This is a genomic window from Chromobacterium sp. HL1 (assembly GCF_057418835.1).
In genome coordinates, this window is sequence record NZ_CP162399.1 from 2,809,203 (window position 1) to 2,832,960 (window position 23,758).

Here is a 23,758-nt window from a genome sequence, read left to right on the forward strand (position 1 = left end):
CGCGCTCAATGCACCTGCAGGGATTTGAGTTGCCAGGCGGAACGGTTGTAATACAGCTCCGAACGCAGCTCTTCTTGCGAATCGTAGGGGTAGACGATGAACAAGGGCCCTTTTTCCCGCACCGGCATCGGTTTGCCGTTCATCTGGGTCGCCAGGATCACGTCGAAGCGGCTGGCGTCGTCAAAGGGGATATCGGTCTTGTAGTCGTTCAGCGCCACCGCTTTCAACAGTTTGCCGTGGGCGCCGGCGGCGGCCAGCACGTCGCGCAGCAAGGGCCCCGAAAAGCGGGTCAAGCCCGGATACCACGGCGTGTGGGTGCTGAAACTGCGCTGAGGCAGTTTGGCCAGCATGGCCATGTCGAAGGCGGCGACGTCACCCTGGTTTTTTTGGCCGACGTTGCCGCTGATCACCAGCACCGCCTTGCCGGCGGGCTTAGCCAAAGCGTCGACCGCCGCGGCCAAGGGCACCGCGGCGGCCAGGCCGAGCAGCAACAACAGGATTCCAAGTCGTTTCATGGTTTTCTCGCTTAGGTGTGCGCTGCAATGAATACCCAATCCCGCGCCGACTGCGGCACGCCTCCGCCGCAATTCGCCAGCCACTCGGCGAAGGAGGCCTCGTCCACCGGCGGGGAGATCAGGGAACCTTGGGCCGCCGATACGCCGAATGCCTGGCACAAGCCCCACTCGGCCTCGGAAGCCACGCCCTCGGCCACCACTTTCAAGCCCAACCGGCGGCCCAATTCCACGCTGGCCAGGAAAATGGAGCGGTTGGTGGCGTTGCTCGCGGCGTCGATGACGAAGCCCTTGTCGATTTTCAATTCGGTGAACGGGATGCGCGCCAGCCGGTCCATGCTGGCGAAGCCGGTGCCGAAATCGTCAATCGCCAGGCCGGCGCCTTTCAGACGCAAGCGCGTCATGATTTCCAGCGCCGAGGCCGGGTCCGCCATCACGCCGCTTTCCGTGACCTCGAACGTCACCCGGGACATCTCAAGATCGGCTTCGTTCGCAATCGCGACCAAAGCAGCCACCAGACTGGAGTCCTTCAGGGATTGCATGGAAAGATTGACCGACATGTCCAGACGCTGCCGCGCGTCCAGGCGTTTAAGCGCTTGCGACGCGTCCGCGAACAAACGCTTGGTCATCTGCGTGATCAGGCCGCTTTGTTCCGCCAGTTCGATGAACTGCAACGGCCCGAGCAAGCCCAGCTGCGGATGCAGCCAGCGCGCCAGCACTTCCACACTCAACACCCGGCCGCTGGCCACATCCACCTGCGGCTGAAAAAACGGCACCACCTCGCCGCGCTCTATGCCCAGGCGCAGTTCCTCGCTGTTGATCCGTTCCAAAGGCAGGCACACCGCCTCCCCGGGCGCGACGGGCGCGGCCAGCATCGCCAGCAATTGCTCCGGATCCACCGGCTTGGGCAAGACGCCGCACAAACGCAGCGCGTACATTCGCGCCAGATCCGCCACGCTGTCCAGCACTCTTTCGTCGAAACCGCTGGTGATCAGCAATTTGCCGCAATAAGCCCTCTCGCCCAAATGACGCACGAACTCGACGCCGTCCATGCGCGGCATGTCCAGATCGCAAAAAATCAGATCAAAGGCCCGGTCGCCGGCATCCAGCTGCATCAGCGCGTCCAGGCCGTCGACCGCCTCGGAAATCTTGCCCATGCCCAGCTGCCGCAATACCGCAGTCAGGAATTGCCGGGACACGGCTTCGTCGTCAACCACCAAGATTTGCGGCATCGTCTCCCCCATCTAGCCCATCTCGTGCTGGCTGTTTTCACTATCGACGCCGGCTGCGAGCTTCCGCGACCGCCCCCGCCGCGCTGTGCTTGGCCGCGCGGCGGTCCGGATCTCGTTTTTGCCCCTGTAGTATCTAAATAGCCCGCCGCCTTCGTCTTTTCCAGCCGCCGCGCCCGGCGCGGCCCGGCGAGCTCAGCCGCCCCAGGCGGCCGGCCGCGCCGCGGCGGCCAGTTCCTCGCGCATTTCCAGCGCCAGCTGCCACACTTTCCGCGCCAGCGGCGACAAGGAACGGTTGGGCCGTTTGATCAAGACGATGCGGCGCCTCTCCACCGGCAGCAAGGGCAATACGCTCAAGCCGCCGCCGGCGGGCGGCGGCATGGCCAGTCCCGGCGCGACGCTGAGGCCCAGGCCGGCCGCCACCATGCGGAACACCGACTGCGAGTGCCCCAATTGCTGCGCCACTTCGCAGGCCAGGCCGTGCCGGGCCAGCAAGTCGTCTATCAGCCGGCGGCTGCCCGAGCTGTGGTCCAGCAAGACCAGCGGCTGGCCGTCCAGTTGCGACCAATGCGCCGCGTCCTGGCCGGCCAAGGCGTGGTCGCTGCGGCACACCAGCCAGAAGTCGTCTTCCAGCAGGGGCTCGCTGTCCAGCGCCGCTGCCGCGTCGGGCTCCACCACCAGGCCGAAATCCACCTGTCCGCCCGTGACCGCGTCTATGTTCAGGCGCTGCACCTGGTCGTGCAACACCAGCTTCAGCTGCGGATAGCGCTGCCGGCACCGCGCGATCAACAAAGGCATCAGGCTGGCCGACAAGGTGGGGCTGCTGGCCACCCGCACCACGCCGTGCGCCTGCGCGCCCTCCATCCGGGCTTCGCCCAGCGCGTCCTGCAGCGCCTCCAGCACCCGCGTCAGCTTTCCCTGCAAACGACGAGCCGCGGCGGTGGGCTCCACCTCGCGCGTGGTGCGGTCGAACAAGCGCAGATCCAGAGCCTGTTCCAGCTCCCGCACCGCGCGGCTGACCGCCGGCTGGGTCAGACCCAGCGCGTCGCCGGCGCGGCTGAAGCCGCCCAGCTCGATCACGGCCTGGAACACTCGCAGTTGGCGCAAAGTCACATTCATATCAATTACTCATCAATTGATCAGATAAATGCATTTGTATTCTCAATTGAGCTGCGGTTCAATAGCGGCATCCCTTGCCATCGCCGCATCGCCCCATGCCCAAACTACTCGACGCCTTCACGCTGTCCCTGCTCGCCACCGTCGCGCTGGCCACCGCGCTGCCCTGCTCCGGCGATGTCGCCGCCGCCTTCAACCTCGTCACCAATCTGGCGATTGCGCTGTTGTTCTTTCTGCACGGCGCCAAATTGTCGCGCGAGGCGGTGCTGGCCGGCGCCGCGCATTGGCGGCTGCACCTGGTGGTGCTGAGCTGCACCTTCCTGCTCTTCCCCGCGCTCGGCCTGGCCTTGCGGCCCGTCTTGCAGCCCCTGCTGACGCCGGAGCTCTATCTCGGCGTTCTCTATTTGTGCATGCTGCCTTCCACCGTGCAATCGTCCATCGCCTTCACCTCCATGGCGCAAGGCAATGTGCCGGCCGCCATTTGCAGCGCCACCGCTTCCAACATCCTGGGCATCTTCATCACGCCGCTCCTGGTCAGCCTGCTGGTGGTCAAGCACCACGGCGCCGGCCAGGGCTGGGGGCCGGTGCTGGACATCGTGATGCAGTTGCTGCTGCCCTTCATCGCCGGCCAGATCGCCCGTCGCTGGATAGGCGGTTGGGTGGACCGCAACAAGGGCTTGCTGCGCTACGTTGATCAGAGCTCCATTCTGCTGGTGGTCTATACCGCCTTCAGCGCCGCGGTGATCAGCGGTCTGTGGCGACAAACGCCGCCGCAGGCGCTGGCCGCGCTGCTGCTGGTCAATCTGGTCTTGCTGGGCCTGCTGCTGGCCATCACCCTCTTGCTGAGCCGCAAGCTGGGCTTCTCTCGCGCGGACCAGATCACCATCGTGTTCTGCGGCTCCAAGAAAAGCCTGGCCAGCGGCGTGCCCATGGCCAAGGTGCTGTTCGCCGCGCCGGTGCTGGGTTCCATCGTGCTGCCGCTGATGCTGTTTCACCAGATCCAACTGATGGCCTGCGCGGCCTTGGCGCAACGCTACCGCCGCCAGCACGCGGAGGAGGGACGCTGAAAAGACGACGCCCCGCTCGGAATCGAGCGGGGCGTCTCGCGGACAAGACCGGACAAGGCAGGGCCTGTCAGCTGGAAGCCCCGCGACTCGTCGTGCAAGGCTTCACACAGCGCAGCAGATTATGAACAGGCTCTTACAGCTCGTTGATCCAGGCCTGTTCTTTTAGATGCTTGAGCTGGTCGCGCAGGCCGGCCGCCTTTTCGAACTCCAGATTGCGCGCGGCCTCCATCATTTCCTTCTCCAGACGCTTGATTTCCTTGGCCAGGGACTTTTCGTCCAACATCGCCACGCGGGCCTTGTCCACCAGCTTCTTGCGTTCGTCCTCCACGCTGTAAACGCCGTCGATGATGTCCTTGATCTTCTTCTGCACGCCCTTGGGCACGATGCCGTGCTCGGCGTTGAAAGCCATCTGCTTGGCGCGGCGGCGCTCGGTTTCATCCATCGCCCGCTTCATGGAATCGGTGATGCGGTCCGCGTAGAGCAAGGCCCTGCCGTTGAGGTTGCGCGCGGCGCGGCCTATGGTCTGGATCAGCGAACGGTCCGAACGCAGGAAGCCTTCCTTGTCCGCGTCCAGGATGGCCACCAGGCTGACTTCCGGAATATCCAGGCCTTCGCGCAGCAGATTGATGCCGATCAGCACATCGAACACGCCCAAACGCAGATCTCGGAGGATTTCCACCCGTTCCACGGTATCGATGTCGCTGTGCAGATAGCGCACCTTGATGCCGTGCTCGGTATAGTAGTCGGCCAGTTGCTCGGCCATGCGCTTGGTCAGCGTGGTCACCAGCACCCGTTCGCCGCGTTCCATGCGCAGACGGATTTCGGACAAGAGATCGTCCACCTGGGTGGCTACCGGCCGCACCTCCATCTCCGGGTCCACCAGGCCGGTGGGACGCACCACCTGTTCCACCACCTGGCCGGCGTGTTCTTTCTCGTAGTTGGCCGGAGTGGCGGACACGAACACGGTTTGCGGCATCAGCAATTCGAATTCGTGGAATTTCAACGGCCGGTTGTCGGTGGCAGACGGCAGGCGGAAGCCGTACTCCACCAGATTGGCCTTGCGCGCGGCGTCGCCCTTGTACATGGCGCCCACCTGGGGCACGGTGACATGGGATTCGTCGATGAACATCAAGGCGTTCTTGGGCAGGTAATCGATCAGCGTCGGCGGCGGATCGCCGGGGCCCCGGCCGGAGAAGTGCCGGGAATAGTTTTCGATGCCTTTGCAAAAGCCCATCTCGTACAGCATTTCCAGGTCAAAGCGGGTGCGCTGCTCCAGGCGCTGGGCCTCCACCAGCTTGCCCTCTTTCTGATACCACTCCAGGCGCGTGCGCAGTTCTTCCTTGATGTGCTCGCAGGCGCGCAGCACGGTGTCGCGCGGCGTCACGTAGTGGCTGGAGGGAAACACCGTGAAGCGCCCCACCCGCTGCTTGGTCGTGCCGGTCAGGGGATCGAACAGGGTCAGCGTTTCCACTTCGTCGTCGAACATGCTGACGCGCAGCGCGGTGTCGCTGCTTTCCGCCGGATAGATGTCGATCACGTCGCCGCGCACGCGGAAGGTGCCGCGGCCGAAATCCATATCGTTGCGATCGTACTGCATGGTGGCCAGCCGGCTGATGATGTCGCGCTGCGCCAGCGTCTCCCCTTCCTTCAGATGCAGAATCATCTGATGGTAGTCGGAGGGGTCGCCAATGCCGTAAATGGCGGAGACGGTGGCGACGATGATGCAGTCCGGCCGTTCCAGAATGGACTTGGTCGCCGACAAGCGCATCTGCTCGATGTGCTCGTTGATGCTGGAATCTTTCTCGATGAAAAGATCGCGGCTGGGCACATAGGCTTCCGGCTGATAGTAGTCGTAGTAGGACACGAAATACTCGACGGCGTTTTCCGGAAAGAACTCGCGCATCTCGCTGTAGAGCTGCGCCGCCAGCGTTTTGTTGTGCGCCATGATGATGGCCGGACGTCCGCTTTGGGCGATGACGTTGGCCATGGTGTAGGTTTTGCCGGAACCCGTGACCCCCAGCAAGGTCTGGTAGGACAGGCCGTCGCCCAGCCCTTCCAGCAATTGGACGATGGCGCCGGGCTGATCGCCGGCCGGTTCGAATGGTTGATGCAGTTTGAACGGACTGTTGGGATAGGTGCGCAGCATGGGTCGAGACATCGGAGGAGATAGCCTGATTCTACGCGGTTCGCCCCCGCTTCACACCCCCGATGCGCCTGCATATAAAAAAGCTGCGATTCAGGCTATACACAGTCAAAACATTGTTTAAAATACAGTTAGACCGAGCATAAAACACGGCTTGCGGCGCAAACGCCGCGAGCCTATTTTTCGGTCCGAGATTCGTTAATATCCGCTCTCCCTGGAGTGAAGCATGATCAAGAAAATTGCAAGCCTGCTGGTATCCGCGGCGTTAGCCATGCCGGTGCTGGCAGGTGCGCCGTCCAGCGTGATGGTGGCCTCGCAGATGGCCGACCTATCCGTTCCGCGACTGAATTCGCATTCGGTCTTGGTGCTCAACGGCATCACCGGCGAACCCTTGTACCAAAAGAACATCCACCAACGCATGCCCATCGCCTCCATCACCAAATTGATGACGGCCATGGTGCTGCTGGATTCCGGCGCCTCGCTGGATCAGGAGGTGACGGTATCCGACGCCGAGATAGACCGGGTGAAAAACACCTCCTCGCGCCTGGCGGTGGGCACCACCCTCAGCCGCAAGGAAATGCTGCTGCTGGCGCTGATGTCGTCGGAAAACCGCGCCGCCGCCACGCTGGCCCGCACCGCCTTGCCGGGCGGCAGCGCCACCTTCGTGGAACGCATGAACCGCAAGGCCCGCAGCCTGGGCATGAGCGAGACCATCTTTTACGACGCCACCGGTCTGGACATGCGCAACACCTCCACCGCCGCCGACCTGGCCCGCATGGTCCGCGCCGCGCACGGCTATCCGCTGATCCGCGCCTTCACCACCACGGAGAAGCACCAGATTCAATCGGTGAGCCGCCGCGTGCTGCAATACAAGAACAGCAACGCGCTGGTGCGCGAAGGCGACTGGGAGATTTCCCTGCAAAAAACCGGCTACATCCAGGAGGCCGGCCGCTGCATGGTGTTGCAGGCCACCGTGGGCTCCCAGCCCTTGATCATCGTGTTGCTGGCCGCCGGCGGCAGCGCCGCCCGCGTCAACGACGCCAGGAGCATCAAAACCTGGCTGGAGGCGCATCCCGGCAGCTGGCTGGCCGGCTGAGTCCGCCGCCTCCAAACGAAAACGGCCCTTCCGTCATATGGCGGAAGGGCCGTTTTCATGCATGCGCTTACATATAGCGCAAGTCGAACTGAGCCAGGCCGTTGGCCGAACCCGGCTTGATGCCGCCCTCCTGCCCTTGCGGCACCGGCGCGCGGGTGGATTCGTACATCGCGTTGAAACGCAGGGTGTTGCTGCCGTTGGTCAAGCCCACCAGCGGCGAATACTGGCCCAGCACGATGTCGCCGCCGCCCGGTCCCATCAGGCGGATGCCCACGCCGGCGGCGCTGCCGTTGATCGCCATCAGTTCGCCGTTGTCGCGGTCGGCCTCTCCGTTGAAACGCACCGCCACCGTGGTCATGGTGTCGATGGAGCACTCGGTCAGCCGGATATCGAAGGACACCGGGCGGGAACGGTCGCCGATCTTGCGGAACATCTGCGAGGACACCAGACCCATGCCCACTTCCAGGCTCTGCGAGTTGGGATCCAGACCGCAGGCGCTCAACACCAGTTCGCCAAAAACGTTCAAGGTGCCGTCCGCCGCCTGCGCCAACGGCGCCGCCAGCGCCAAAGCCAGCACCATCGCCTTGAATTTCATTGCTCCACTCCTTACGCCAATTCAGTTCGCCGTCTCGCCGCCCTCATATCAGAGGGCTCGAGCCGCTCAGATATAATCCAGATCGATATTGACCGTGCCCTGGAACGGGCCTTCTTCCACCTTGCCCATATTGGTGGGGACGATGGTGCCGTACATCGGAACGGTTTTCTGGCGATCGCCCAACTTGAAATCCGCCAGAAACTCAGTTCGCCCAAATGGTATTTGACGACCATCGCTAAAAAACAACTGCAAACCCAAACCGCTATCACTACCATCTTTTTTCTTAACTAAGGTCGCAGTGTATGTATCATTGCTTCCATTTTTGCCGGTGAAGAATCCATTAATTTTTACGGGATCATCACATGTTTTCACCAAGTTCAGACGAAAGTCCTTCCTAGGCAAGGTCGGCACCAGTCCTTTCGTGCTCTTTACTATTCGCCCGAAATCCAACGTATTACTTGCAGGATCTAGGCGCACCTCAACTGCACACTGAATAAATCGAATATTACTCAGACCAACCAATTTATATACTACGTTGCTATTTGGTCTGTCATTAATGCCGCCAACACCATCAAACTGTAGAACCTGAAATTCATTTTTCCCCACGCTACCGCTTGGGGGATATGGTGTTTTCGTGGCAATCTCCACTGTGAAATTCAAATCCACACGTACCTTGGGGCAATTACCAATAGCAGTAGGCTTAGGACATGCCGGGATTCGTTTGCCAGTGTCAATTTTTTGGGTCTGATAGTAAGTGACATTGTTATAGACCACACCAAACTGCACGCCCTGCGGAACGCCATCCCCCCGAGGATTCGGGTAGAAATAAACGTTCTCGGCATCACGAAGTCCGTCGTGATCCTTATAACAATTTACTGAAACTGAACGCGGCGAAGAGTGCCAAATTGCCTTATTCGAAGCCTCAGTAACGGGCACCGCCACCGTGGAGCCAATGCTTTCCGTGATCATTGGGTTAGTACTGCCATCCGCCGGCATGCACGCCAAAGCGTGGCTCAAGGCCGGCAGCATGGCCAGCGCGGCCATCAACAGCAAACGCGGCAAACGACGATTCAACATGGGCTCTCCCTGCGCTGTGCGCCTGCGGAATTATTTCTTGTCTTCGCGGTACTGGCACTGGCCGTCCGCGCAAACGAAGGTAAAGGTGTCCTGAGCGCCGAAATCATTGATATTGCTCAGCTTCAGACTGGCCGGCAGCGCCTTCAGCGCAAAGCGGGCCTCGCCCTTGGGCGGCACCATCAGGCCGTCCATATCGCGCGGCTTCTTGTCGCCCGGCAGTTCCAAGCCCACCAGGGTCAGGTGATAGGGGCTGGGGTTCTTGAACACCAGCTTGCCGGCGGCGGCGTCGAAGCTCAGCTGCAGCTTGTTGGCCGGGTTTTCGCCACGCGGCAATTGCGCTTCCTTGGGACGGTAGAACACCTTGATGCGCGACTTGATCGCCAGTTGCAGCACATTGTCCTTATCGCTCTTGGGCGGGACTTCCTGCACGTTCAGATAAAACAGCGACTCCCGATCGGACGGCAGGCTGGGGTCGGGAATGCGGCTCAAGCGCACCACGCCCTTCTCGCCGGCCTCGATGCGTTGCAGCGGCGGCAGCACCAGGAAGGGGGAAGCCAGGCGCTTGCCCTCGCCGTCGCTGAGCCAGGATTGAACCAGATAAGGTTGCTCCGGGTTCTTGTTGCTCAGCAACATGCTGACGTTCTTGTCCTGCTCCAGATAAATCATCCGGGTGCGGTCCAGCAGGATGTTGGCCTGCGCCGCCAGCGGCGCGGTCAGCGCGGCCAGCACGCCCGCCAGCCCCAGTGCGCGATGAAACGTTTTCATATCGATTCCTTATTCTTTATTCTGCGAGAGGCGCGCACACCATGTCGCGACTGCCCTGGCTCAGCTCGTAATCGGCCGGCAGCGGGTCCACGCGGCAACGCGTCTTGCCCCAGGAGATTTCCAGCTTGGGCGTCGGGCTCAAGCCGGTGACGAAGGTCAGACCGCCGTCGCCCACCATGCCGACGTCGCGCTTGCCGGCCACGTCGCTGACGGTGGCGCCCAAAGGCGGCATTTTGCCATCCGGCAGCCGCACCGTCAGCAAGGCCTTGCGTCCGACCTTGACCGGGAACTCGGTGCGCCCCACCGCGCCTTCGGTCAACACCACACGGCGCACCGCGGAACTGGCCTCCACCGAATCCGGCATATTGTCGTCGTCCAGGCGCACGTCCTGGCTGTAATACGGTGCCACGCTGCTCAGCATCGCGTAGCCGTTGCGGTCGGTCTGCGCCGACACGCCGTAGACCGGCACGCCGGCCACGCCGTCGGTGTCCACCAGCATGCGGGTTTCGCCGCCGTAGCTATTGCCCATGGTCAGGCCCCCGGCGTGCAGCACCAGCGAGCTGCCCAAGCCCGCGGACAGGCTGCTGTAACCGCCCTGCTGCTTGCTGGCCGAGACGTCGGCCTGCATGACGCGGCCGGTGTAATGATAGTCGCCGGACACCAAGGGCTTGCCGGAACGGGTGTCCGCGCTCATCGCCACGTTGTAGCTGTGGTTGGGGTTGCTGCTGTCCGAGTAACGGACGGTGTGATTGGTGTTGCCGGCGCTGCCCTGCACGTCATAGCCGATGCGGCGGTTGTTCTCCAGCGGCATGCTCAAACCCAGGTAGACGCGGTTGCTGCTGCCGGTCTGGTCGCGCAGGTTCTGCACCGACAGATTGAGGCTGACGTTGCGCAAGGAACCGATATTGACGTCGCGGCTCAGCGACAGATCCACGCGCTGGGTGGCGGTGGCGTTCCAATAAGTGGACTTTTCAGCTGACAGAAACACATTGGTCTGGCCGAAAGTCTTGCTGGCAGTCATGCCCACCCGCTGTTTGTCGCTGATATAGTTCTGGCCGTCCAGATCGCTGAGGAATTGGCCGAAGGAACGGAAGTTGCGGTCCGAGAAGCGGTAGCCGAACAGACGGATGTCCGCGTCCAGGCTTTCAAACTTCTTGGCGTAGTTGAAACGGTAAGAACGGCCGGCCATGTTCAGGCCGCCGCGCAATTGGGCGTTGGCCTGGGTCACGTCGGCGGACAAAGCACCCCAGTTGCCGATATCCTTGGCGAAGCCCATCGCCAGCGAACGGTAGTCGGCAGACGCGATGAAGCCGCTGTACAGCGACAAGGTCTGCGTCAGGCCGTAGGACGCCTCGGCGCTGGCCACGTTCGGGTGCGATGCGCTGCCGTTCTGATCCGCCTGGCCGATGGCCGCCTTGTAACGCCACATGCCGTTGCGCGTCAGGAAGGGCACCGAGGCGGTATTGACGGTGAAGGTCTGCTGGCTGCCGTCCGCCTCCTCCACGGTCACATCCAGCTGCCCTTGCGTGCTGCTGTTCAGATCGCGGATGGAAAACGGGCCCGGCGGCACATTGGTGGTGTACAGCACCCGCCCTTGATTGCGGATGGTCACCTTGGCGTTGGTCTTGGCCACGCCGTTGACCTGCGGCGCGTAGCCTCGCAGGCTTTGCGGGATCATGCGGTCGTCGCTGTTCAGCGTGGCGCCGCGCATGGAGAAGGCATCGAAAATCTCGGAAGTCTTGAAGACTTCGCCCAGGGTCAGACGCGCCTGCATGCCGCGCAGATCGCGATACACCTGGGTATTGTTCCAGCTCAGACGGCTGCGGTTAGTCGCGCTGTCGTCGTACTGGTAATTGGAGCGCAGCCTCCAGGGGCCGGCGTTGGCGCCGGCCACGCCGTAACTGGTGGTCTTGCTGCTGCTGGCGCCAAGACCGTTGTCGGTGCGCTGATAGAATACGCGGTAATCCAGCATCGCGGCCGGCACGCCGTCGTTCCAGGTCTCCGGCGGCGCGTAGTCTTCATCGCGATACGCCAGTTCCGCCTGCGGCACCGAGATGTCCAGGCGCGCGTTGCTCTTGCTGTAGCGCACTTTGGCGGCGCTGACCGCCGACAAATCGACGCACTGCTCGTTCTGCGGCCAGACAATGCCGGAGCGCAGGCCCAGCTGGCGAATCAAATCCGGCGGCAAACACGGGCGCACGGTCTGATCCGCGCCTTCCGGGCGGAAATCCAGCTCCAGCTGCTGCAAAAAGCGCTGGTTCAGATACACATCGGCGATATAGCGGCCCGGCACGATATAACCGGCCTGCTCGAACTGCTCCAGGCTCACGCTGCTGCTCGGGTCCAGCTGCAAAAAGGCGTCGTTGAACTCCACCGCATGCGCAATGCAAGGGCCCAGCGTCAGCGCCACTGCCACAATGTAAATGCGATGCTTGTTCATGCCTGCCGATATCCCGATTTAAGTGCGCGCCGCCTGCGGCAGCCTGGCCCAAAACACGCCGTCGCGTCGAAGCGCGCCGGCCTTGAATCTGTCCCGTCAGGCAATGACGAAGCCGCGCCGCTTGTCAGGCGCAGGTGTATGCCTTGGGGGAATGCTTGCAGATGACTATCCTCATGCCCTGGTTTGCAGACTACTCATTGCTGACAGCGGACAAACCAGGCCAGACCATCGCCTAAGCGATGAGACCTTCAGGGCACAAGGAAACAGGAGCCGGAACCTTGCTTGGTTCCGTTATTGAATCGAACTGCGGATTACTTGTACTGCAGATCGAATACGGCGAAGGCATCCGCTTGACCCGGGGTCACGGTTACGGCGTCGCCGGCTTTGGCGCCGTCGGCTTCGTATGCAGCGCTGAAGTTCAGGGTATTGTTGCCGTCAACCAGGTTCAGGGCGGTACCGTACTGGTTCAGCTTGATCTGGTCGCCGTTATTGGTGTTCACCAGACGAACGCCCACGCCTTTGGCGCCGCCGCTCTTCAGAGCCATCAGTTCGTTGTTGGAGCCAGCGGTGCCGGAGAACATCACAGCCACGGTCTTCAGCGTGGTGGTGGTGCAGTCGGTCAGGGTCATTTGGAACGGGGTCGGAGCCGAACGGTCGCCCACTTTCTTGAATACATGGGTCGGCACTTTGCCCAGACCCACTTCCAGGTTCACGCTCTTGGAATCCAGGCCGCAAGCTGCGGTAACGATTTCGCCCTTAACATCCAGGGTGCCGGCGGCGGCGAAAATGGAGGAAGCGGCAACAGCCATCAGGGAACCAGCAAATACAAATTTTTTCATTCTTGACTCCGACTAGGGTAATCATTCTCAAACCGCACAGCAGCCTCGCATGCCGCGTCGCGGACCATCCGCCAGTGCTGACCTGCAGTACTGGAACGCAGACGCATAGTATCAAGCGGAACCATTGCGTAGATTTTTTTGTTTCATATTAAATTTTTTCTTTAAAATCTATGCAAAAACACGCCTCGTCGACTTTAAACGATTTGATGAATCAATCTTGAATATTTGTTTTATTTCAGGGGTTTGTTAAGGATTGAGCGATATTTGCAATAAAACAACACTTCAAATAAAGAAAACCCACTCAGTCAATGCTGAATGGGTTTTTTGCTGATTTATTGAGCAGGTTTGGACTGCAATCAGAAGTAATTGACCACCAGGTTCACCGCGCCGGCCCGGGCGGTGGCGCTCCGCAGCAAATCGCGGCTGCTGAACTGGTTCTCGCCTTTGCGCACGTTCAGGCTGGCGATCTTGCCTTGCTGGGCGGCGGCTTCGCTATCCAGCGTCAGCTTGGCCGGGCTGGCGCATTGATTGAGTTCGAGAGCCGGCTTGGCGCGGGCCGCGTCGGCGCTGGCCACTTCGTGAGTTTGGGCGCTGCAGCCGCCTTCAACGATGGCGCCGTAGAAATGGACTTGGCCGCCTTGGGCCATTGCTGCGGTAGAAAGAGCGGAAAGCAGGGCTGCCAGTCCAAGTGCGTGCAGACGTTTCATTTTCGACCTTCCTTTCCAAATCCCGCAATTAGTAAGCAATCACTTTTAGGTTTCGGCTTTTTTTATAAGCTCAACCAGTTCAATTGCATTCTAGTACAAGTGGCATTTAAATTGAAAGGGCTATTTGATAGTTTTTATTACAAATTATTTTGTTTTAGAAATAAGTGTTTCTTACTAATAAATGCTTGTTTACGCAGAAAGTGCTTAATAACTCTAAATGACGCTGTCTGATTATCGTTATGGCACAAACTAAGTGCGGCCGCCCACCCTCCTTGGCCGGCATGGCCGGCCGCCCGACGGACGGCGACAAAAAAGGGACGGCTAGCCGTCCCTTGGCTCCGCCGGCCTGAGCGCCGGCGAGGATGAAACCTGATAAGCATCTGTTCAATGCCCCGCGAACAAGGGCGAGATCAAGACGAAAACGGCTGAGAAAGAGGAATGTTGGCGTGGCGCATGAGCAGGCCGAAGCGGTACTCACTGCGCCACGCCTCACGAAGCGCAGCAGACATTGAACAGGTTCTAAGGCGTCAGCGGCCAGGTATCGCTGCCCTTTCCATTGTCCTTCTTCGGCGCAGCGGCCGGTTTCGAGCCCGGCGTTCGTCCCGGACGCGGCCGGTCGAAGTATTTTTCCAGCAAGGCGTCCAGGATCGCGGAAGTCTCGGCATCCGGCGCACCGTCGTAGCGCGCAGGCCGGAAATGCATCTGAAAGGCCGCCACCACGTCCTGGCTCTCTTTGTCCAGCACGCCGGTTTGCGGCGCCTCGTAGCCGTAATCCAGCAAGCGTTTCTGCAGATCCCGCACGTCGCCGCGATAAGGCGCCCGGCGCAGGTAGAACTCGACCGCCTCGCGTTCCGGCCAGGCGCCGATATTGTAGTCGCGGTACAAGCGCTCCCAGGGGAACTTCGGCCCCGGGTCCACCTTGCGTCCCGGCGACACGTCGGAATGCCCCACCACCTTGTGCGGCGGAATCTGATGCCGCGCGATGATATCCGCCGCCAGTTGCGCCACCACCGAGACCTGCGCCTCATCGAAGTCGAACCACTGCCGCCGCATCAAGGGCAGTTCGTCCTCTTCCGGAGACGGATAGCCCAGGTTCACGATCTCGATGCCGATGGAGCTGGAGTTGATCAGCCGGTCCCCTTGCCAGTAACTGCGCCCGGCATGCCAGGCCCTGCGCTCCTCCGGCACCAATTGGTACACTTTGTTGGACATGCCCAGCAATGCGGCATCCGGCACCAGGTAGTGCGCGCTGGCGCCGTGCTGGCCCTGGGTGAGCATTTCCAGCGCCAGGCCGTTGGGCACGGCAGTGTAATGGAAGACCAGATTGCGTACTCTGGAATCCTGGTTTTCGGACTGCAGACTGGCGTCCACCCGATAGCTTTTGGCCGTCCCGGCCGCGCTGGCGCAAGCGGAACTCAATACGCTGGCCGCCAACGGCGCCAGCAGGGGCAAGGCCCCGCTCCAAGCCAAAATTCGTCTTCTACTGATCATTTTCCATTCAACCTTAGAGTCAAGCATGCGCGCGGACCTTTTCCCGGCGCACGCAGCAAAGGTAGAGTTTTTAAACTAATAAATAGTTCCAATTAAGATATTGGCATGATAAATGCCATTTAATTAACATGGAAATATCGTCGCTTGGCGCTCAAGCCTGAATCTAGGCTTGCCAGCCCTCCGATCCTGATTTAGATTGCGCTGCGATTCATGGGAAACGGGCATTGAGACTTTCTGCATTCAAATCCATCACCCGGCTGGCCCTGCTGCTGTTCATGCTCTGGCAGGCCTTGCCCTTGGCCAACGCCGCGGTTCACGCCGACGGCGCCCTTGGCCGCGCCGGTCCATCCTATGCCCTCGGCCACGGCACGGCCGCGGTGCAAGCAGTCAGCGGCGGCCACGCCCACTGCGCCGCCGAGTTGGGCGGATGCGGAGAATGCCAGACCCTGCCCGGCATGAGCCCGGCCATGGCGACGCATGCGGCGAGGCCTGGCTGGCCCGACTTCATCGCCGCCCTTCCCTCGCCGCCGCCGCCCAATCCGCCGCGTCGGCCGCCTCGCGTCTGAGAGCCGGTTCAAAGCCGGCCACGCGCCGCGGCGCCTTGCACGGCTGACGCCGCGTCGAAATGCTTATGCGCCGCTTGCGCGCTCAGCCATCGCCACGCCGGCCGGACTTTGAACCGACCCCAGGCCTTCCGCCTTCTTTATCTCGCAGACCCGCCGCGTTCGCCGCGGCGACGCGCCAGGCCGGCATCGGTCTGACTTTGCTTGGGACTACCACATATGAATGTAATCATCGGCTACCTCGTCGTGATCGGCATGATCTTCGGCGCCTTTCTGATCCACGGCGGCGCCATCGGCGCCATTCTCTCCGCGATGCCCACCGAGATGATGGCGATTCTGGGCGGCGCGTTGGGCGCCTTCATCGTCGCCAACCAGACCAAGAATCTGAAAGCGGTGGCGCGCGCGCTGCCCGCCGCGCTCAAGGGCTCGCGCCACAACAAGGCCCGCGCGCTGGACTTGCTGTGCCTGTTGTACGAACTGCAGGCCAAGGCGCGCAAGGAAGGGCTGATGGCGCTGGAAGCCGATGTCGACGCCCCCGGACAAAGCCCGGTCTTCAGCAAGTATCCGGCCATCGCTCAAGACCACCATGCGCTTAATTTCATCCGCGACTATCTGCGCATCATGGTCAGCGGCAATCTGAACGCCTTCGAAATCGAGAGCCTGATGGACGTGGAACTGGAAACCCACCATCAGGAGGGCATGGCGCCTATCGCCGCCATCCAGCGTCTGGGCGACGCCTTGCCGGCCTTCGGCATCGTCGCCGCCGTGCTGGGTGTGGTCAACACCATGGCCTCGGTCGGCGCGCCGCCGGCGGTACTGGGCGGCATGATAGGCTCGGCGCTGGTGGGCACCTTCCTCGGCATCCTGCTGTCCTACGGCATGGTGTCGCCGCTGGGCGCGCTGCTGGAACAGAAGCTGGACGAGGACAGCAAGGAATTGCAATGCATCAAGACCGTGCTCTTGGCCGGCATGCAGGGCTATCCGCCGCCCAGCGCCATCGAGTTCGGCCGCAAGGTGCTGTTTTCCAGCGAACGCCCGGAATTCGAGGAAATGGAACAGCGCATCAAGAGCCTGCGCTGAACGGAATCAGGGCGGACGCGTCCACCCCCAGCCCAAACTGGCCGCCAAGCCGCAGTTCCGCGCCCAGGCTCGCCGCCTCCCGCGCGGACAGGCTCAGGCTCAGCCGCCCCGCCTGCGCCGCCACTTCCACCCGGGCGCCGTCCGCCAGCCAGGTCAGCGACTCGATGCGCGCCGGCGGGTGCTGCGGCCCCAGCCGCAGCGCGTGGCCCGGCACCACCGCGTGCTCCAGCACGTTTTCATAGCCGATGAAGCGCGCCAGCCACGCATTCGCCGGCCTGGCCAACAGCTGCGGCGGCGTCTCGCATTGCACGATGCGCCCCTGGCGCAGCACCGCGGCGCGGCTCGCCATCGCAAACGCTTCCTCTCTGTCGTGCGTGACCAGAATGGCCGGTATGCCGGACTCCGCCAGCAACTGCGCGAACTCCCCTTGCAACAGACCGCGCAAATGCGCGTCCAGGCTGGAGAACGGCTCGTCCAGCAGCAAGAGCCGCGGACGCGTCACCATCGCGCGCGCCAGCGCCACCCGCTGTTGCTCTCCGCCGGACAAGGTCCAGACCTTGCGCCTTTGATAACCGCCCAGACCCAAACGCTCCAGCATCGCCGCGGCGGCGGCGGCGGCCTGGGCGCGGGACGATCCCCTCTCGATCAGACCGAACATCACATTGCCAAGCACGTCCAGATGCGGAAACAAGGCGAAATCCTGGAACATCAGCGCGAAGCCGCGCCGCTCCGGCGGCAGCCGGCTGATGTCCTCGCCGTTGAAACGAACCGCGCCGCCGTCCAGCGGCAGCAGGCCGGCGATGATTTTGAGCAAGCTGCTCTTGCCGCAGCCGGACGGTCCCAGCAGAGCCAGGGTCTCCCCGGCGGCCACCTCCAGCGACACGCCGTCCGCCGCCACCCGCGCGCCGAAGCGCTTTTCAATTCCGATGAGCTCAAGCACGCCCGTCTCCTTTTCCCGGTTCCCCCGGTCTGGCCGCACCGCTTTCAATCACGGCGAAAGCCAGCGTCGCCAACACCATCAGCAGGCCGGACAACAGCATCGCCGCATCCGCGTTGGCCTGGCCCGGCCGGCCCAGCTTCTGATAAATCAAGGTGGTCAGGGTCAACCACTCCGGCCGTGACAGGAATAAGGTCACCGCGAACTCCCCCACCGCGGTGGCGGCCGCGAAGGCCAGCCCGCGCCGCAGCGCCGGCTGCAACAAGGGCCAGATCACCCGTCGGAACAGCCGCCAGGGCGAGGCCCCCAGGGAGCGCGCCGCCTGCGCCAGATGTTCCGGCATGCCGTCCAGCGCCGCGCCGGCGGCTTTGGCGACGAAGGGATAGGCCAGCAAGACGTAGGCCGCCAACAGCATGGCCAAATCCGCGCTCCAGCTCGGATAGAGCAGCAGCAGGCCAAACGCCACGCAGACCGGCGACACCACGAAAGGCAGAAAGGCCAGGGCCCGCAACCACAGCCAGCGCCCGGCGGCCAACGCGTGGCACAGGCCCAGCAAGCCGGACAGCAATACGGTCAGCAAGGTGAAACGCGCCGAGTTGAACAAGGCCAGCCGCAATTCCTCGTCCCACAGTCCGGCCAGGCCGTCGAGCGCGGACAGCGCTTTCCACAGCACCGCCAGCAAGGGCAAGCCGGCGAAGATCAACAGGATGGCGAGGGCCGCCGTCAGCCAGGCGCGGTCCGTCCAGGTCCGCGCGGGCGCGGGGAGCAGCGGCTCGCAGCGCGCCGGCACGCCCAAACGCGCCTCCAGCCAGGCGTAGACCGCGGCGACGCCGCCGGCCACCAGCAAGCTCAGCAAGGCCAGCGCGCCGGCGTCGGCCAGATTCAGCTCATACGCCACCAGCGTGTAAATCTCGACTTCCACCGTGGCGTAACGCTGGCCGCCCAGCAACAGCGCCAGGCCGAAGCCGGAGAAACAGTAGAGGAAGACCAGGCATAGATTGGGCAACAGCCAGGGCAGCGCCGCCGGCCATTCCACGCGCCAGAACGCGCGCCAGCGCCCGGCGCCCAGGCTGCGGGCCGCGGCCAGCCGGCTGGCCGGCACCTGGGCGAAGCCATCGGCGGCCGCGCGGATCACCAGCGGCAGATTGAAGAACAGATTGCCGTACAGCAGCAGCCAGGGCGAATCCTGCAGGTTCAGCCCGCTCAAACCCTGAGGGCCGAACAGCGCCAACACGCCGACGCCGGCGACCAGGGTGGGCATCACGAAGGGCAGCATCAGCAGACGCAGCGCCAGGCCGCGCCCGGCGAAGCGGAAGCGAGCCAGCGCCCACGCCGCCGGCACGCCGAGCAGCAAGGCCAGCGCGCAGGTCGCCGCACCCTGCAGCAGCGACCACATCATGCGCCAGCGCAGATAGGAATCGCTCAGCAAACCGAAGGACAGCGGCTCGCCGCCCTCCTTCAACAGCCGCGCCAACGGCGAAATAGACATCGCCAGCAAAAACAGCAAGGGAGGCGCCGCCAGCAACAGGCGGCTCCGACGGCTCAACATCAAAACGGCGTTCCCTTCAACGGCCAGCGGGCGGTCAACACATCCTCCACCCCGTCTTCATCCTTGCTTTGCCCCGCCTTGGCGAAGCCCAGATCCGCGGCCAAACATTGCGAAGGCAGATTGTCCGGCGCGATGGACAGCACCAGCCGCGGCGCGCCGGCCAGGGCCGCCCAGGCCCCCATCGCCAGCACCGCTTCTCGGGCATAGCCCTGGCGGCGATAAGCCGGGTAAATCGTGTAACCCAATTCCACGTCGCCGTAGTCGCCCAGATAAGGATGGCCGGGCAAGGAGTGGAAATTGACGTGGCCGACCATCGTCAGATCGTCGCGGCGCAGCAAGGCGCGCACCGACCAGGGCGCGTAGTCGGGCTGGCGCTCGATGTCGTCCAGCCGCATGCTCATCAAGTCCTGCTCGTCCAACCATTCCGCCGCTAGCGGCGCGCCCAGCAGCTCGGCCGCCGTTTCCGGCTGACCGGCCAGGCACAGCCACAGCGTCTGCGGGTCCAGATGGCGCAGCAACAGCCGCGGCGTTTCGATGTCCGGAATCATTGCCCGCCCTTCAACACCACTCGGGTCCAGCGCGCCACCCATTGGCGGGAGCGCTCGGCGATCGCCTTGCTGTCCGGCGTGTCGTGCGCGGCCGGCTGCTCCGCGAAACGATAGACCGGGTCCAAACTCACCTTGTCCATCACCGGATACATCCACATGGTGGTGGTCACGTCCTTCTGCACCGCTTCGGAGCGCAGGAAGGCGATGAATTTCTCGCCCAGCGCCGCCTCCTTGCCGCCCTTGACCAGGGCCGCGCCCTCCACCTGGCGGAACACGCCGCCTTTCAAGGGCAGATTGCCGGTGGGCGCGTCGTTCAGTTTCTGTTTGCTGTAGAACACCTCGGCGGCCGGACTGGTCGCGTAGCTGACCACCAGCGGACGGCTGCCGCCGTTCTTGGAGAAATCGGTGTAGTAGGATTCGCTCCAACCCTTGCTGACCTTCAGCCCGTTGTCGCGCAAGCGGCCCCAGAAGGCGAAGGCCTTATCCTCGCCCATGGCGGCGATGGTGGACAACATGAAAGCCAGGCCCGGGCTGGACGTGGCCGGATTTTGCACCACCAGCAGGTTCTTGTAGGCCGGCTTGCTCAAATCCTCCAGCGTCTTGGGCAGCGCCAGCTGGCGCTGGGCGAACCAGGCCTTGTCGTAATTGAGGGTGACGTAGCCGTAGTCTATGCTCACCGCGCCGGGCAAGGCGGCCTTGCCGCCCTGGGCCAGCGCCGCCGGCACCGGAGCCAGCACGCCGGCCTGCTGCGCCTTGCCGATCAGGCTGTTGTCGATGCCGAACACCACGTCGGCGATGGGATTGGCCTTGGTCAGAATCAGCTTGTTCAGCATCTCGCCGGCGTCCCCGGCCTTGATGATGGAGACCTTGGCGCCGTTCTGCTTTTCGAACTCGGCCAGCAAAGGCTTGGACACGGTGAAAGAGCTGTGCGACAGCACGCGCAGCTCGGCCGCCGACGCGGCCAGGCTGGACGCCGCCAGCGCAACGGCTATCAAAGAGGAAAAACGCTTCATGGATATCTCCGTACACGATAGTCCGGAGCAAGCGGAATGCGGGCCCTGGCCCGCGCATCACGCTCCCTCCGCTGGCATGACCCAGATCAGGTTGCAGGGTATTTTCTCAGCCCGCGCCGCGGGCACCCCTGGTGACAGCGCGCCAGTATACCGCAGCGGCCGCCGGCTGGCAGCCAACAATCCTTAACAGAGTGGGCCCGCGCCTTAACACGCCGATGACAAGCGCCTTCTAAGCTGAATGCATGCTTGCGCCCGCTCCGGGCGCGTTTGGAGACCATGCTTGAACCCCATGCCCACCCTTGGCCGGCCGCCGACTAGAGCGGCCGAGGCCATCCGCTTCACCGCAAAAACCGCGCTGGGGCTCCTGCTGGCCGTTCTCAGCCTGCCCGCGCTGGCCCAGGCCGGCATCGGCGTCGCCGGCGCGCGCCATTTGCTGTCCCGCACCGGCTTCGGCGCCAACCCGGCGCAAATCGCCGTGTACGCGCCGCTGAGCCGCGAAGCCGCGGTGGATCGGCTGCTGGCCAATAGCCAGGCCAACGCCGCCACGCCGCCGCCGTCCTGGGTCGACGAAGCCTTCGAGCGGCCGGGGCAGCCCAATGTAGACGAAGAGGCGAAAAAGGCGCTGCAAAAGCTGCGCGCCGAGCACGCGGTGGAATTGCGCGGCTGGTGGCTGAACGAGATGCGCTACACCTCGTCGCCGCTCAGCGAAAAAATGACCCTGTTCTGGCACAACCACTTCGTCTCCGCGCTGGACAAGGTGCGCTCGCCCCAACTGATGTATCGGCAAAACGTCTTGCTGCGCCAGTACGCGCTGGGCAACTTCGGCGCCATGCTGCACGCCGTCGCCCGCGATCCGGCGATGATGCGCTATCTGGACACCGCCAATAACCGCAAGGGCCAGCCGAACGAGAACTTCGCGCGCGAGGTGATGGAGCTGTTCACCCTGGGCGAAGGCCATTACAGCGAACAGGACATCCGTGAAGCCGCGCGCGCCTTCACCGGTTGGGGGCTGGATCGCGACGAGCGCTTCGTCAACCGTCCGCGCTTGCACGACGACGGCGACAAGCTCGTCTTCGGCCAGCGGGGCGACTTCAACGGCGACGATGTCTTGGACCTGCTGCTGCGACAGCCGGCCACCGCCGAGTTCATCGCCGCCAAGCTGTGGAAGGCCTTCGTCTCGCCCAAGCCGGATCCGGCCGCCGTCAAGCGGCTGGCCGCCGGCTTCCGCAACAGCCGCTACGAAATCAAGCCCTTGCTGCGCGCGCTGCTGTTAAGCCCGCAGTTCTGGAGCAGCCAGGGCCAGTTGGTGAAATCGCCGCTGGAGCTGACCATAGGCACCCTGGTCACCTTCGACCTGAACCCGCCGGACTGGCGCGCGCTGGCCGGGCTCAACCGTCAGTTGGGTCAGGACGTGTTCGCGCCGCCCAACGTCAAAGGCTGGCCGGGCGGCGAGGCCTGGATCAACAGCGCCACCTTGCTCAGCCGCAAACAGTTCCTGGACCGCATCGCCCGCGACGCCGCGCCCGCGCGCAACGCCTTTGCGCTGCCGGACGGCGGCATGGACGAAATGAAGGGACGCGAGGCGCGCATCAACCGGCTGGCGGCCGCCGGCCTGCGTTCCATCAGGCTGCAGCCGGATGAATGGAGCGCCATCTACCAAATCCGCAGCGCTCAGGACGCCGCCAAACTCTTGCTGGCCTTGCCGCCGGCCAATCCCCTGCCCGAATCCGGCAGCGGCGCGCAAGCCATCGCCCCGCTGCTGCTGGACCCGGTTTATCAAGTTCACTGACGGAAACCCAGCCATGTTCCAGCGACGACAATTTCTCAAAGCCATGGCCGGCGGCCTGATGGTGTCCGTGCTGCCCAATCTGAGCTGGGCGCTGGCGCCGGCCGGCTATCAACGCCTGTTGGTGCTGATCGAACTCAAGGGCGGCAACGACGGCCTCAACACCGTGGTGCCCTACGCCAGCGCCGACTATTACCGGCTGCGCCCCGGCATCGCGATTCCCCGCGACCAAGTGCTGCCGCTGGACGAACGCCTGGGCCTGCATCCGGCCATGACCGGCCTGCGCCCGCTATGGCAGCAGCAGGAGCTGGCGGTCTTGCAAGGGGTGGGTTATCCCGATCCCAATCTGTCCCACTTCCGTTCCATCGAGATTTGGGAAACCGCATCCAATAGCCAGCAATACCTGAGCGAGGGCTGGTTGACCCGATTGTTCCGCGAGCAGCCGACGCCGCGCGGATTCGCCGCCGACGGCGTGGTGTTGTCCAGCCAGGCGCTGGGCCCGCTGGACGGCGGCGCCCGCGCGGTGGTGCTGAGCAATCCGCAAGACTTCGCGCGCCAGGCCAAACTGGCCGCGGACCAAGGCCATGCCGGCAGCGGCGCGCTGGGCCACATTCTCAAGGTGGAGGGCGACATCCGCCAGGCCGCCGCCGAACTGAGCCAAGCCGCCAAACCCGTGGCCGCGGCGGACTCGCCGATGGCCGCGCCCCGGCCGGCCGGAGCCTTCGCCCAGGCCGTCGCGACTCTGACAGACACCCTGTCCCGCGGCGTATCCATCGCCGTGGCCCGCATCACGCTCACCGGCTTCGACACCCACGGCAACCAGCCGCCCACCCAGGCGCGGCTGCTGGGAGAGCTGGCCGACGGCATCGCCCTGCTGCGTACGCAATTGCAACAGCAGGGGCGCTGGGACGACACCCTGGTGCTCAGCTACGCCGAATTCGGCCGCCGCCCGCGCGAAAACGGCAACCGCGGCACCGACCACGGCACCGCCAACGTCCATTTCGCCGCCGGCGGGCGCGTGCGCGGCGGCCTGTATGGGCAAAGCCCGCAATTGGCCGGCGTCGACGACGGCAACCTGCCTTGCGCCATCGACTTCCGCCAGGTCTACGCCACCGCCATCCAGAGCTGGTGGGGCAAGGACGCCCACAATGTGCTGGGCGGCCGCTTCGCCCCCCTGCCCATTCTGAAGGTATGAAAAAAGCCGG

At 63.4% G+C, this 23,758-nt stretch carries 21 protein-coding genes and 1 riboswitch; of the genes, 6 read left to right on the forward strand and 15 right to left on the reverse strand.

From position 1 onward, the window contains the following. Positions 1-5: 5 nt before the first annotated feature. From AB1Z25_RS12610 to AB1Z25_RS12620, 3 genes are all read right to left on the reverse strand, one after another. Positions 6-515, reverse strand: coding sequence for a putative pterin-binding protein (locus AB1Z25_RS12610; protein ID WP_486635378.1), 510 nt, complete (start codon positions 513-515; stop codon positions 6-8). A gap of 11 nt (positions 516-526) precedes the next feature. Then, positions 527-1,744 carry an EAL domain-containing response regulator gene (locus tag AB1Z25_RS12615; RefSeq protein ID WP_158274295.1) on the reverse strand — a complete coding sequence of 406 codons (1,218 nt, stop codon included), beginning with the start codon at positions 1,742-1,744 and terminating at the stop codon, positions 527-529. Between the two features lie 192 nt (positions 1,745-1,936). After that, positions 1,937-2,860, reverse strand: coding sequence for a LysR family transcriptional regulator (locus tag AB1Z25_RS12620; protein ID WP_107799671.1), 924 nt, complete (start codon positions 2,858-2,860; stop codon positions 1,937-1,939). Positions 2,861-2,955: 95 nt separating this feature from the next. On the opposite strand from AB1Z25_RS12620, the gene AB1Z25_RS12625 reads away from it, so the two are divergent. Beyond that, positions 2,956-3,924, forward strand: a complete 969-nt coding sequence (locus AB1Z25_RS12625) for a bile acid:sodium symporter family protein (RefSeq protein WP_486635379.1) — start codon at positions 2,956-2,958, stop codon at positions 3,922-3,924. A 133-nt stretch (positions 3,925-4,057) separates the two neighbouring features. On the opposite strand, the gene uvrB is transcribed toward AB1Z25_RS12625, so the two are convergent. After that, complete coding sequence (uvrB, locus tag AB1Z25_RS12630; RefSeq protein ID WP_107799673.1) at positions 4,058-6,070, reverse strand: excinuclease ABC subunit UvrB; 2,013 nt, start codon at positions 6,068-6,070, stop codon at positions 4,058-4,060. Between the two features lie 223 nt (positions 6,071-6,293). Here uvrB and AB1Z25_RS12635 point away from each other — a divergent pair, with 223 nt between their 5' ends. Continuing rightward, the gene (locus AB1Z25_RS12635; RefSeq protein WP_107799674.1) at positions 6,294-7,163 is read left to right on the forward strand and encodes a serine hydrolase; all 870 of its coding nucleotides are present in this window, start codon (positions 6,294-6,296) and stop codon (positions 7,161-7,163) included. 67 nt (positions 7,164-7,230) lie between these two features. Here AB1Z25_RS12635 and AB1Z25_RS12640 read toward each other — a convergent pair whose 3' ends face one another. From AB1Z25_RS12640 to AB1Z25_RS12670, 7 genes are all read right to left on the reverse strand, one after another. Further along, positions 7,231-7,758: a fimbrial protein gene (locus AB1Z25_RS12640; protein ID WP_081550751.1), complete on the reverse strand. Its 528-nt coding sequence runs from the start codon at positions 7,756-7,758 to the stop codon at positions 7,231-7,233. Between the two features lie 66 nt (positions 7,759-7,824). Next, complete coding sequence (locus AB1Z25_RS12645; RefSeq protein ID WP_486635380.1) at positions 7,825-8,835, reverse strand: fimbrial protein; 1,011 nt, start codon at positions 8,833-8,835, stop codon at positions 7,825-7,827. Positions 8,836-8,865: 30 nt separating this feature from the next. After that, the gene (locus AB1Z25_RS12650) at positions 8,866-9,600 is read right to left on the reverse strand and encodes a fimbrial biogenesis chaperone (protein WP_486635381.1); all 735 of its coding nucleotides are present in this window, start codon (positions 9,598-9,600) and stop codon (positions 8,866-8,868) included. A gap of 16 nt (positions 9,601-9,616) precedes the next feature. Beyond that, positions 9,617-12,040: a fimbria/pilus outer membrane usher protein gene (locus AB1Z25_RS12655; RefSeq protein ID WP_486635382.1), complete on the reverse strand. Its 2,424-nt coding sequence runs from the start codon at positions 12,038-12,040 to the stop codon at positions 9,617-9,619. Positions 12,041-12,351: 311 nt separating this feature from the next. Beyond that, positions 12,352-12,879 carry a fimbrial protein gene (locus AB1Z25_RS12660; protein ID WP_107799677.1) on the reverse strand — a complete coding sequence of 176 codons (528 nt, stop codon included), beginning with the start codon at positions 12,877-12,879 and terminating at the stop codon, positions 12,352-12,354. Between the two features lie 356 nt (positions 12,880-13,235). Next, entirely contained in the window at positions 13,236-13,586 is a 351-nt protein-coding gene (locus AB1Z25_RS12665; RefSeq protein WP_146176655.1) for a hypothetical protein, read from the reverse strand. A 519-nt stretch (positions 13,587-14,105) separates the two neighbouring features. Further along, positions 14,106-15,056 (reverse strand): N-acetylmuramoyl-L-alanine amidase, encoded by a 951-nt coding sequence (locus AB1Z25_RS12670; protein ID WP_486635383.1) that lies wholly within the window; start codon positions 15,054-15,056, stop codon positions 14,106-14,108. 245 nt (positions 15,057-15,301) lie between these two features. On the opposite strand from AB1Z25_RS12670, the gene AB1Z25_RS12675 reads away from it, so the two are divergent. Together AB1Z25_RS12675 and motA are read left to right on the forward strand one after the other, a co-directional pair. Then, on the forward strand, positions 15,302-15,643 hold the full coding sequence (locus tag AB1Z25_RS12675; protein ID WP_486635384.1) for a hypothetical protein: 342 nt from the start codon (positions 15,302-15,304) through the stop codon (positions 15,641-15,643). Positions 15,644-15,859: 216 nt separating this feature from the next. Continuing rightward, on the forward strand, positions 15,860-16,720 hold the full coding sequence (motA, locus tag AB1Z25_RS12680) for a flagellar motor stator protein MotA (protein WP_107799681.1): 861 nt from the start codon (positions 15,860-15,862) through the stop codon (positions 16,718-16,720). Here the strand turns inward: motA and AB1Z25_RS12685 are convergent. From AB1Z25_RS12685 to AB1Z25_RS12700, 4 genes are read right to left on the reverse strand one after another with little or no spacing between them, the layout of a single operon-like run. Further along, the gene (locus AB1Z25_RS12685; RefSeq protein WP_486635385.1) at positions 16,704-17,660 is read right to left on the reverse strand and encodes an ABC transporter ATP-binding protein; all 957 of its coding nucleotides are present in this window, start codon (positions 17,658-17,660) and stop codon (positions 16,704-16,706) included. The two genes, motA and AB1Z25_RS12685, sit on opposite strands and share 17 nt — an antisense overlap. Beyond that, entirely contained in the window at positions 17,653-19,206 is a 1,554-nt protein-coding gene (locus tag AB1Z25_RS12690) for an ABC transporter permease (RefSeq protein ID WP_107799683.1), read from the reverse strand. Before AB1Z25_RS12690 ends, AB1Z25_RS12685 begins: the two co-directional genes overlap by 8 nt. After that, positions 19,206-19,754, reverse strand: coding sequence for a GNAT family N-acetyltransferase (locus AB1Z25_RS12695; RefSeq protein WP_486635386.1), 549 nt, complete (start codon positions 19,752-19,754; stop codon positions 19,206-19,208). The genes AB1Z25_RS12690 and AB1Z25_RS12695 overlap by 1 nt, the downstream gene beginning before the upstream one ends. After that, positions 19,751-20,767, reverse strand: coding sequence for a thiamine ABC transporter substrate-binding protein (locus AB1Z25_RS12700; RefSeq protein WP_253314456.1), 1,017 nt, complete (start codon positions 20,765-20,767; stop codon positions 19,751-19,753). The genes AB1Z25_RS12695 and AB1Z25_RS12700 overlap by 4 nt, the downstream gene beginning before the upstream one ends. Before the next feature lie 45 nt (positions 20,768-20,812). After that, positions 20,813-20,907, reverse strand: a riboswitch (TPP riboswitch). A gap of 149 nt (positions 20,908-21,056) precedes the next feature. On the opposite strand from AB1Z25_RS12700, the gene AB1Z25_RS12705 reads away from it, so the two are divergent. Together AB1Z25_RS12705 and AB1Z25_RS12710 are read left to right on the forward strand one after the other, a co-directional pair. Continuing rightward, entirely contained in the window at positions 21,057-22,556 is a 1,500-nt protein-coding gene (locus tag AB1Z25_RS12705) for a DUF1800 domain-containing protein (RefSeq protein WP_486637347.1), read from the forward strand. A gap of 13 nt (positions 22,557-22,569) precedes the next feature. Beyond that, positions 22,570-23,748: a DUF1501 domain-containing protein gene (locus AB1Z25_RS12710; RefSeq protein ID WP_486635387.1), complete on the forward strand. Its 1,179-nt coding sequence runs from the start codon at positions 22,570-22,572 to the stop codon at positions 23,746-23,748. Positions 23,749-23,758 lie beyond the last annotated feature (10 nt).

Excerpts from the sequence above, each read along its gene's own strand:
- AB1Z25_RS12610 (WP_486635378.1), bottom strand. The coding sequence starts at position 515 with ATGAAACGACTTGGAATCCTGTTGTTGCTGCTCGGCCTGGCCGCCGCG.
- AB1Z25_RS12615 (WP_158274295.1), bottom strand. The coding sequence starts at position 1,744 with ATGCCGCAAATCTTGGTGGTTGACGACGAAGCCGTGTCCCGGCAATTC.
- AB1Z25_RS12620 (WP_107799671.1), bottom strand. The coding sequence starts at position 2,860 with ATGAATGTGACTTTGCGCCAACTGCGAGTGTTCCAGGCCGTGATCGAG.
- AB1Z25_RS12625 (WP_486635379.1), top strand. The coding sequence starts at position 2,956 with ATGCCCAAACTACTCGACGCCTTCACGCTGTCCCTGCTCGCCACCGTC.
- uvrB (WP_107799673.1), bottom strand. The coding sequence starts at position 6,070 with ATGCTGCGCACCTATCCCAACAGTCCGTTCAAACTGCATCAACCATTC.
- AB1Z25_RS12635 (WP_107799674.1), top strand. The coding sequence starts at position 6,294 with ATGATCAAGAAAATTGCAAGCCTGCTGGTATCCGCGGCGTTAGCCATG.
- AB1Z25_RS12640 (WP_081550751.1), bottom strand. The coding sequence starts at position 7,758 with ATGAAATTCAAGGCGATGGTGCTGGCTTTGGCGCTGGCGGCGCCGTTG.
- AB1Z25_RS12645 (WP_486635380.1), bottom strand. The coding sequence starts at position 8,835 with ATGTTGAATCGTCGTTTGCCGCGTTTGCTGTTGATGGCCGCGCTGGCC.
- AB1Z25_RS12650 (WP_486635381.1), bottom strand. The coding sequence starts at position 9,600 with ATGAAAACGTTTCATCGCGCACTGGGGCTGGCGGGCGTGCTGGCCGCG.
- AB1Z25_RS12655 (WP_486635382.1), bottom strand. The coding sequence starts at position 12,040 with ATGAACAAGCATCGCATTTACATTGTGGCAGTGGCGCTGACGCTGGGC.
- AB1Z25_RS12660 (WP_107799677.1), bottom strand. The coding sequence starts at position 12,879 with ATGAAAAAATTTGTATTTGCTGGTTCCCTGATGGCTGTTGCCGCTTCC.
- AB1Z25_RS12665 (WP_146176655.1), bottom strand. The coding sequence starts at position 13,586 with ATGAAACGTCTGCACGCACTTGGACTGGCAGCCCTGCTTTCCGCTCTT.
- motA (WP_107799681.1), top strand. The coding sequence starts at position 15,860 with ATGAATGTAATCATCGGCTACCTCGTCGTGATCGGCATGATCTTCGGC.
- AB1Z25_RS12690 (WP_107799683.1), bottom strand. The coding sequence starts at position 19,206 with ATGTTGAGCCGTCGGAGCCGCCTGTTGCTGGCGGCGCCTCCCTTGCTG.
- AB1Z25_RS12695 (WP_486635386.1), bottom strand. The coding sequence starts at position 19,754 with ATGATTCCGGACATCGAAACGCCGCGGCTGTTGCTGCGCCATCTGGAC.
- AB1Z25_RS12700 (WP_253314456.1), bottom strand. The coding sequence starts at position 20,767 with ATGAAGCGTTTTTCCTCTTTGATAGCCGTTGCGCTGGCGGCGTCCAGC.
- AB1Z25_RS12705 (WP_486637347.1), top strand. The coding sequence starts at position 21,057 with ATGCCCACCCTTGGCCGGCCGCCGACTAGAGCGGCCGAGGCCATCCGC.
- AB1Z25_RS12710 (WP_486635387.1), top strand. The coding sequence starts at position 22,570 with ATGTTCCAGCGACGACAATTTCTCAAAGCCATGGCCGGCGGCCTGATG.